The organism is Nonomuraea sp. NPDC052265 (genome assembly GCF_044547985.1).
In the GTDB taxonomy this organism is placed as follows: domain Bacteria; phylum Actinomycetota; class Actinomycetes; order Streptosporangiales; family Streptosporangiaceae; genus Nonomuraea.
The window spans coordinates 150,256-158,889 of record NZ_JBIUBJ010000019.1 but is presented as its reverse complement, the minus strand read 5'-3'; the positions used below and the strand labels follow the sequence as shown (position 1 = coordinate 158,889).

At 71.8% G+C, this 8,634-nt stretch carries 7 protein-coding genes; 4 read left to right on the top strand and 3 right to left on the bottom strand.

The features are described 5' to 3' along the window. The first annotated feature begins 172 nt into the window (after positions 1-172). On the top strand, positions 173-1,330 hold the full coding sequence (locus ACIHAD_RS38660) for an extracellular solute-binding protein (protein WP_397359718.1): 1,158 nt from the start codon (positions 173-175) through the stop codon (positions 1,328-1,330). Positions 1,331-1,501: 171 nt separating this feature from the next. After that, positions 1,502-2,716 (top strand): saccharopine dehydrogenase family protein, encoded by a 1,215-nt coding sequence (locus tag ACIHAD_RS38655; protein ID WP_397359717.1) that lies wholly within the window; start codon positions 1,502-1,504, stop codon positions 2,714-2,716. Positions 2,717-2,772: 56 nt separating this feature from the next. On the opposite strand, the gene ACIHAD_RS38650 is transcribed toward ACIHAD_RS38655, so the two are convergent. Both ACIHAD_RS38650 and gabT read right to left on the bottom strand, forming a co-directional pair. Next, positions 2,773-2,973: a hypothetical protein gene (locus tag ACIHAD_RS38650; protein ID WP_397359715.1), complete on the bottom strand. Its 201-nt coding sequence runs from the start codon at positions 2,971-2,973 to the stop codon at positions 2,773-2,775. A 210-nt stretch (positions 2,974-3,183) separates the two neighbouring features. After that, positions 3,184-4,512 (bottom strand): 4-aminobutyrate--2-oxoglutarate transaminase, encoded by a 1,329-nt coding sequence (gabT, locus tag ACIHAD_RS38645; protein WP_397359714.1) that lies wholly within the window; start codon positions 4,510-4,512, stop codon positions 3,184-3,186. 91 nt (positions 4,513-4,603) lie between these two features. Here gabT and ACIHAD_RS38640 point away from each other — a divergent pair, with 91 nt between their 5' ends. Beyond that, positions 4,604-6,247 carry a PucR family transcriptional regulator gene (locus ACIHAD_RS38640; RefSeq protein WP_397359713.1) on the top strand — a complete coding sequence of 548 codons (1,644 nt, stop codon included), beginning with the start codon at positions 4,604-4,606 and terminating at the stop codon, positions 6,245-6,247. 11 nt (positions 6,248-6,258) lie between these two features. Here the strand turns inward: ACIHAD_RS38640 and ACIHAD_RS38635 are convergent, their stop codons facing one another. After that, positions 6,259-6,906 (bottom strand): TetR/AcrR family transcriptional regulator, encoded by a 648-nt coding sequence (locus ACIHAD_RS38635; protein ID WP_397359712.1) that lies wholly within the window; start codon positions 6,904-6,906, stop codon positions 6,259-6,261. A 292-nt stretch (positions 6,907-7,198) separates the two neighbouring features. On the opposite strand from ACIHAD_RS38635, the gene ACIHAD_RS38630 reads away from it, so the two are divergent. Beyond that, complete coding sequence (locus tag ACIHAD_RS38630; RefSeq protein ID WP_397359711.1) at positions 7,199-8,626, top strand: aldehyde dehydrogenase family protein; 1,428 nt, start codon at positions 7,199-7,201, stop codon at positions 8,624-8,626. Positions 8,627-8,634: the final 8 nt, after the last annotated feature.

Here is an 8,634-nt window from a genome sequence, read left to right as displayed (position 1 = left end):
ATTTCTACACGCGGGGCAAGGTGGTGACCTCGCGTTGGCTGGATCCGTCCCATGGTGGTGTGAACCTCGGCTTCCCCACGAACGGGTAAGTCGTGCCTCCGCCGGGAGGGACCGGCGTCCCTCCCGGTCCCGTCCCCGGTAAGCTCCAGCACAACGGACAAGGGGGGACATCGTGAGACGCCGTCGCATATCCGCCGTGGCACTGGCCACGGCGGCGCTGGTCGCCGGCACGGGAGCGGTGTCCCCGACCTCAGAGGCGGCCGGGCGGCCGGCCGCCAAGCCGAGCCCCAAGCCGACCCCGACGGCCACGCCCTCGCCCACGGCCACCCAGAGCGACGGCACGCTCCAGATCCTCACCTACCGCGGCTACGCCGAGTACGGCGGCGTCAGCCCCAAGGCCAACTGGGTCGGCTCCTTCGAGAAGGAGACCGGCTGCCGCCTGGCCCGCCTCGACACCGTCCGCACCGCCGAGGAGATGGAGCGGGCCGTCGCGGCCGCCGACCGCCCGTACGACCTGATCTCGGCGGGCCCGGCGCTGGCCGGCGACCTGATCACGCGCAAGCTGGTGCAGCCGATCGACCCGGCCAAGGTGAGCGGCTACGACGACCTCGACGAGCGTTTCCGCGACATGGTGAAGGTGTCCGGCAAGGTCTACGGCGTGCCGTACCTGTGGGGGTACCACGAGTTCATCTACGACTCTGCCAAGGTCAAGGACCCGAGCGTGAGCCGGGCGTTCGCCTCCGGCCGGGCCGCGCTCCGCGACAGCCCGCTGACCATCGCCGACGCCGCGCTGACCGACGCCACCGTCAAGGACCCGTACGAGCTGAGCCAGGAGCAGCTCGACCGGGCCATGGCGCTGCTGGGGCAGCAGAAGGAGCGCACCTACTGGAGGAAGCCGATCGACCTGATCAAGGGCTTCGCCACCGGGTCGCTGGATTACGCGCAGGCCACGCCGTACTATCGCCTGCTGCTGCAGAAGGCCGGCAAACCGGTCAGGACGGTCGGCGCCACGGCGTCCACCGGCTGGCTCGACTCCTGGATGCTCGGCGCCAACCTGCCCGACACCACCTGCGCCTACCGCTGGCTGACCTGGATGACCGCGGCCGACGCCCAGCGTGACGCCGCCGCCTGGGCGGGGCTCGCCCCGGCCAACGACAAGGCGTGCAAGGGCCGGGCCAAGTCCGTCTGCGACGTCTACGGCGTCGGCGACGCCAAGCGGCTCGGCCGGATCGCCTTCGCCGTCCGGCCGCCGGGCGGTTGCCGCGGCGAGGACGGGGAATGCACTGATTACGCCGTCTGGGGCAAACGGTGGGCCGCACTCGCCGAGTAGGCGAGACGCAGCCCCCGCTCGACCCCGTCGCGGGCGTGCTTCCCCCGAGTGCGCCTGCCAGAGACGCCCCGGGCCTTCCCCCCTGTCCCGGGGCGTCTCGCTGTTCCCGGGCTCCGGAGGCTTCTGCGCAAAGATTCGACTGAATGACCAGTCAGTGAGTATGTTCTCTTCATGAGAATCCTTCTCGTCGGCGCCGGAGGCGTCGGCTCAGCCGTGGTCCCGATCGCCGCCCGCCGCCATTTCTACGAACACATCGTGGTGGCCGACTCCCAACAGAGCCGGGCGGCCCGCGCCGTCGAGGCCGTGGACGACCCCCGTTTCACCGCCATCCAGCTGGACGCCTCCGACCGGGCCCAGGTCGTCGCGGCGCTCCGGGAGCACCGCTGTGACGTGCTGTTCAACGCGGTCGATCCGCGCTTCACGATGCCGCTGTTCGAGGCCGCCCTGGAGGCCGGGGCGCACTACCTGGACATGGCGATGTCGCTGTCGAAGCCGCATCCGCGCGAGCCGTACCGCAAGCCGGGGGTGAAGCTGGGGGACCGGCAGTTCGAGCGCGACGGCGAGTGGCGCGGCGCGGGCCGGCTCGCGCTGGTCGGCATGGGCGTCGAGCCGGGGCTCGCGGACGTGTTCGCCCGCTACGCCGCCGACCACCTGTTCGACGAGATCGACGAGATCGGCATCAGGGACGGCGCCAACCTCGTCGTCGACGGCTACGACTTCGCGCCCACGTTCTCGATCTGGACCACGATCGAGGAGTGCCTGAACCCGCCCGTCGTCTGGGAGGACGGGCAGTGGCGCACCACCGAGCCGTTCAGCGAGCCCGAGGTGTTCGACTTCCCCGACGGGATCGGGCCCGTGGAGTGCGTGAACGTCGAGCACGAGGAGGTGCTGCTCGTCCCGAGGTGGATCCCGGCGCGGCGGGTGACGTTCAAGTACGGGCTCGGCGAGGAGTTCATCGGCGTGCTCAAGACGCTGCGCAAGCTGGGCCTCGACAGCGCCGACAAGATCAGGGTGGGCGGGGCGGAGGTGGCGCCGCGCGACATGGTCGCCGCGAGCCTGCCGGACCCGGCGACGCTGGGCGCCCGCATGCGCGGCAAGACCTGCGCGGGCACGTGGGTCAAGGGCACCGGCAAGGACGGCTCGCCGCGCGAGGTGTACCTGTACCACGTGGTGGACAACGAGTGGTCGATGCGGGAGTACGGCTCCCAGGCCGTCGTGTGGCAGACGGCGATCCATCCGGTCGTCGCATTGGAGCTGGTGGCGACCGGGGTCTGGAAGGGCGAGGGCGTGCTCGGCCCCGAGGCGTTCGACGCGGTGCCGTTCCTCGACCTGCTGCGCGAGTACGGCTCGCCGTGGGGCCTGCGCGAAGCGGCGGCGGCGGCCTGACGGCCCAACCCGCGGCTGACGGCCTTCAACCCGCGGCTGACGGCGGAGGCTGTGGCTCAACGGCCCGGGAAGGCCACCACGGTCGCCATGGGAGCGGGCAGGAGCGCCTCGGCGCATTCGGTGCAGGCGAGCACGGAGGAGTTGTCGGGCAGTTTGCCGACCCGGACCCGGGGCCGCGGCCACCTCTTGTGGCACACCACGCAGGCGTCGCCGTCGCGCTGGGCCGGGCTCAGGCCCTCAGGGTCGAACGTCAACATACTCCGTGCCGTTCTGGTGGGACCCCAGTTCATCACGCTCCCAGCTGTCATCGCCCCTCCGCATGTCCGGATCCGTTATAACCCTGACCGAGGCCGTGATCGTCTAGGTGAGCGTCAAGTCAGGGTGAATTCTCTACCCGAGTGACCTCTGTTACACACACAAAATCGGGCATCCAGCCGCAAGCTGGATGCCCGACTTTTCGGTCTTTGCTACAGAGCGGAGATGGCCTTCTCCAGGATCCCCAGGCCCTCCTCAAGCAGGTGCTCGGGCATGACCAGCGGGGGCAGGAAGCGCAGCACGTTACCGTACGTGCCGGCGGTCAGGACCACCAGGCCCTCGGCGTGGCAGCGCTTGACGATCTCCTGGACGGCGGCCGGGTCGGGGGTCTTCGTGCCCGGCTCGACCAGCTCGATCGCGATCATCGCGCCGCGTCCGCGCACGTCCCCGATCACCGGGAAGCGCTCCTGGAGCGACCGGAGGCGGGGGAGCATGATCTCGCCGATGCGGCGGGCCTTGGCGACCAGGTCCTCCGCCTCGATCGTCTCCAGGACGCCGAGCGCGGCCTCGCAGGCCAGCGGGTTGCCGCCGTACGTGCCGCCGAGGCCGCCGACGTGCACGTGGTCCATCAGGTCGGCGCGGCCGGTCACGGCGGCCAGCGGCAGGCCGCCCGCGATGCCCTTGGCGGTGCAGATGATGTCGGGGACGACGCCCTCGTCCTCGCAGGCGAACAGGTCACCGGTACGCGCGAAGCCGGTCTGGACCTCGTCGGCCACGAACACGATGCCGTTCGCCCGGCAGAACTCGGCGATCCGGGGCAGGAAGCCCCTGGCCGGGACGATGAAGCCGCCCTCGCCGGCGATCGGCTCGATCACCACGGCGGCCACGTTCTCGGCCCCGACCTGCTTGTTGATCTGGTCGATGGCCTGCGCGGCGGCCTCCTCCGCGCAGTTCTCCGCGCCCGTCGGCCAGCGGAACGGGTAGGCCAGCGGCACCCGGTACACCTCGGGCGCGTACGGGCCGAAGCCCTGCTTGTACGGCAGGTTCTTGGCGGTCATGGTCATCGAGAGCAGCGTGCGGCCGTGGTAGCCGTGGTCGAACACCACGACGGCCTGCCTGCCGGTGGCGTGCCGGGCCACCTTGACCGCGTTCTCGACGGCCTCGGCGCCCGAGTTCACCAGGAAGGTGCGCTTCTCGTGGTCGCCGGGGGTCAGCTCGTTGAGCTTCTCGCAGACCTGCACGTACGACTCGTACGGGGTGACCATGAAACAGGTGTGGGTGAAGTCGGCCACCTGCTTCTGGACCCGCTCGACGACCTTCGGCGCGGAGTTGCCCACGTTGGTCACGGCGATGCCGGAGCCGAAGTCGATCAGAGAGTTCCCGTCGGCGTCCTGGAGGATGCCGCCGCCGGCGCGGGTGACGAAGACCGGCAGCGTGGTGCCGATGCCGGACGGGACGGCGGCCTGCTTGCGGGCCAGCAGCTCCTGCGACTTGGGGCCTGGGATCGCGGTCATGACGCGCCGCTCCTGGGGAATGCTCATGGGCTCGACGCTACGTTGGGCTCCCACCTGGGCCGATACGTCGATATGGCACACTGGGGGTGCTCGCCTTTGCCGGAATGGACAAACTCGTATGGCACCTTCGCTGCGCACCGTGGTGCGACGGATGGGGCTGCGTCCGCTGGCGGGCGCGGCGGCCTCCGAGGCGCTCGACGCGGAGGTGCGCTGGGTGGCGGTCAGCGAGCTGGAGGACCCGACCCCGTTCCTTGAGGGCTCGGAGCTGCTGCTGACGACGGGGATCCGCCTGGAGGGCGACTTCTCGGGATATGTCGCCCGGCTGGTGGGGCGCGAGGTGGCCGGGCTCGGCTTCGGCGTCGGGCTCTCCCACGAACACGTCCCGCCCGCCCTGGTGAGGGCCGCCGACGAGGCCGGGCTCCCGCTGTTCGAGGTGCCGCGCGAGACGCCGTTCATCGCCATCGGCAAGGTGGTCAGCGAGCTGCTCGCGGCCGAGCAGTACGACGAGATCACCCGCGCCTTCGCCGCGCAGGGACGGCTCACCCGGGCGGCGCTGCGGCCGGAGGGCATGCACGCGGTCATCGACCGGGTGGCCAAGGAGATCGACGGCTGGGCCGCCCTGCTCGACGAGACGGGCGAGGTCCGGCACGCCACCCCCGGCGCCGACGTGCCGGTCGTGGTGGCCGAGCTGCGCCGCCTGCGTACCGGCGCCCTGGGAAGACCCCAGCCCGACCAGACCGCCCCGGACGACCGCGGCCCCGCAGACGACCGCGCCTCCGCCGGAGGCCCGGTCGGTGAGCGGGCGCGTGGGGGCCAGGGGGGTGAGCGGATGCCGGCGAGTCTCGCGTTGTCCGGGCCCGACGAGCACATCGTGATCCAGCCGCTCGGCGGCGGGCCCCGGCCGCGCGGCTTCTTCGCGGTCGGCGCGAGCAGGCCCTTCTCGCCGGTGACCCACACGGTGATCAACGCCGCCGGCTCGCTGCTGACGCTCGCCATGGAGCAGGGCAGGGCGCAGCGGGAGGCCGGGCGGCGGCTCCGCTCGGCCGTGCTCGGACTGCTGCTGGGTGGTGCGGTCGAGCAGGCGCGGGCGGTGACGGGAACGCTCGGCGCGCGGCTGCCCGGCGAGCCGCTGGTGGTGCTGGCGGCGGACGCGGGCGCCCTGGAGGCCCTGGAGCCGCACGGCTTCACCGCCCTCCTCGACGGCGCGGACGGCGGCGACACCAGCGGAGGCGGCAGCGGCGGAAGCGGCGGGCACGACGGTGGCGGGCGTCGAGGCCCCGGCGGTGCCGGTGGTCGCGGGGCGGTGGTCGTCTGTCTGGTGTCGGAGGGGGTTGCGGAGAAGGTGGCGCGGGAGGCGGAGGGGCCGGTCGGCCTGAGCTCACCCTGCCGCTACGACGGCCTGCGTGACGCGCTCGGCCAGGCGCGGCGGGCGCTGGCCCACAGCGACGGCGGCGTGGTGCGGTTCGCCGACCTGGCCGGGCAAGGGCTGCTCGCGCTGCTGGACGCCGACGCCCTGCGCGCGTTCTCCGGCGCGCTGCTGGCCCCGCTCACCGCGTACGGCTCCCGGGCCGACCTGGTCGAGTCCCTGCGCGCCTACCTCGACAGCAACGGCCACTGGGACGCCGCAGCCCAGCGGCTCGGCGTCCACCGGCACACGCTGCGCTACCGCATGCGCCGCGTGGCCGAACTCCTCGGCCGCGACCTCGACGACCCGGGCGTGCGCGCCGAACTCTGGCTCGCCCTGGAGGCCGCCCGCCGCTGACCTCCGGGTCCTCAGCGGCCGGGGGCCGACGGCAGGCTGTCCTTGTCCACCAGGTAGCAGCAGATGGTGGCCAGGGTGACCGCCTCGTACGTGCGGTCGTCCCGCAGGTGGCCGGCCCGTTCCAGGCTGATCGCGCCCTGCGCGGCGGCCCAGAGCGCGTCGGCGATCTTGCGCGGCTGGGTCGGCGTCAGGTGGCCGGCGGAGATGCAGTCGGCGATCACCCGGTCGAGGATGTTCAGCGCCGCGCGGGCGAGCGTCCTGGCCCGCTCGCTGGGTTCGAAACCGGGGATGGCCCGCTCGAACATCAGGCTGTAGTAGCCGGGCTCGGTCAGGCACGCCTGCCGGTAGGCGGGGCCGAGCGCGGTCAGGTACTCCAGAGGGTTGCGCCGCTGCGGAACCGCTTCGAGAAAGCGGCGAAACCGCTCGAAACCCTCCAGGTAAAGCGCCTCGGCCAGGCCCTCCCGGTTGCCGAACATCGTGTAGATGACGGTCGTCGTGCAGCCGGCCTCGGCCGCGATCCTGCGCATGGTCAGACTGTCGGGACCCTCGCTCTGGAGCAGGTTCACGGCCACGTCGAGCAGGCGGGAACGGAGTTCGTCGTGGGTTGCGCGCTCGCCCAGCAGGTAGGCGCCCTGCAGGCCCAGCGGCGTCGAGGTCATGCGACCTCCCCAACGACCAAGGAGCTCAGTGTCCTTGTGACCTCACATTGCTCGGTCACGGGGCCCACGCCTTTCTGAGTCGGGGGCCCACCGCGCTGGAGACCCGCACTCGATGACTTAGCCATAGCGGAGATCGCTCAAACCACTCCGCATGGTAAACATCCCGAATTGGGTCTACTTCTGTTACATCATGGGTATACACCAGGGCTTGTACTTAACGGTGAGCGCTCGTGGGAGTCTTGTGCACCCTGGTGTAAATCCCCGAACTCCCGCTTGGCATAACGTCGTGGGTATGGACGTGCGTACCTTCTGGCTTGCCGGCCGGCCCGCCACCGGCGAAACCGATCTCACCGTGACCAACCCCCATGACGGTCGTGAGGTCGGCCGGTATTCCGTACCGACCGATGCTCAGGTCGAGGAGGCCGTCGCGGCCGCCCACGCGGTCTCGCGCGAGGCCGCCGCCCTGCCCGTGCACGTACGTGCCGAGGCCCTGGCCCACGTCTCGCGCCGGCTGGCCGAGCGGGCCGAGGAGATCGCCCAGCTGATCACCGCCGAGAACGGCAAGCCCATCTTCTGGGCCCGCGGCGAGGTCAACCGCGCCATCTCCACGTTCCGCTTCGCCGCCGAGGAGGCCCGTCGCTGGTCCGGCCAGGTGCAGCGGCTCGACACCGAGCCGGCCGCCGCGGGCCGTCTCGCCTACGTCTCCCGCGTGCCCAAGGGCCCGGTGCTGGCGATCACCCCGTTCAACTTCCCGCTGAACCTGGTCGCCCACAAGGTCGCGCCCGCCATCGCCGTCGGCGCCCCGATCATCGTCAAGCCCGCGCCCGCCACGCCGCTGTCCTCGCTGGTCCTCGGCGAGATCCTGGCCGAGACCGACCTGCCCGCCGGCATGTTCTCGGTGCTGCCCGTCCAGAACGAGCGCGCCGCCGCCCTCGTGGACGACCCCCGCCTGCCCGTGGTCTCCTTCACCGGTTCCGCGCCCGTCGGCTACGCCATCGCCGACCAGGTGCCGCGCAAGCACGTGACCCTGGAGCTGGGCGGCAACGCCGCGGCCGTCGTGCTGGCCGACGCCGACCTCGACTGGGCCGCGCAGCGCATCGCCCTGTTCTCCAACTACCAGGCGGGCCAGAGCTGCATCGCCGTCCAGCGGGTGATCGTCGAGCAGCCGGTCTACGACGCCTTCGTCGAGCGCCTGCTGCCGGCCGTCGCCGGGCTCGTCACGGGCGACCCCGCCGATGAGAAGACCCAGGTCGGGCCGCTGGTGTCGGAGGCCGCCGCCGAGCGCGTGGAGCAGTGGGTGCGGGAGGCGGTCGCCGCCGGCGCCCGCGTCCTGGCCGGCGGCACCCGCGAGGGCGCCACGGTCGCGCCGACCGTGCTGGCCGACGTCCCGCACGACGCCAAGGTGGCCTGCGAGGAGGTCTTCGGGCCGGTCCTGATCCTCCAGCCGGTCGCGTCGATCGACGAGGCGTACGCCCTGGTGAACGACTCCAGGTACGGCCTCCAGGCCGGCGTCTTCACCCGTTCGCTGGACGCCGCCTTCCGGGCCAACCGCGAGCTGGAGGTCGGCGGCGTGATCATCGGTGACGTGCCGTCGTACCGGGCCGACCAGATGCCGTACGGCGGCGTGAAGGACTCCGGCATCGGCCGCGAGGGCCTGCACTCGGCCATGGAGGACCTGACCTACGAGAAGGTCATGGTGCTCACCGGCCTGTCGCTGTAGCTCCCGGC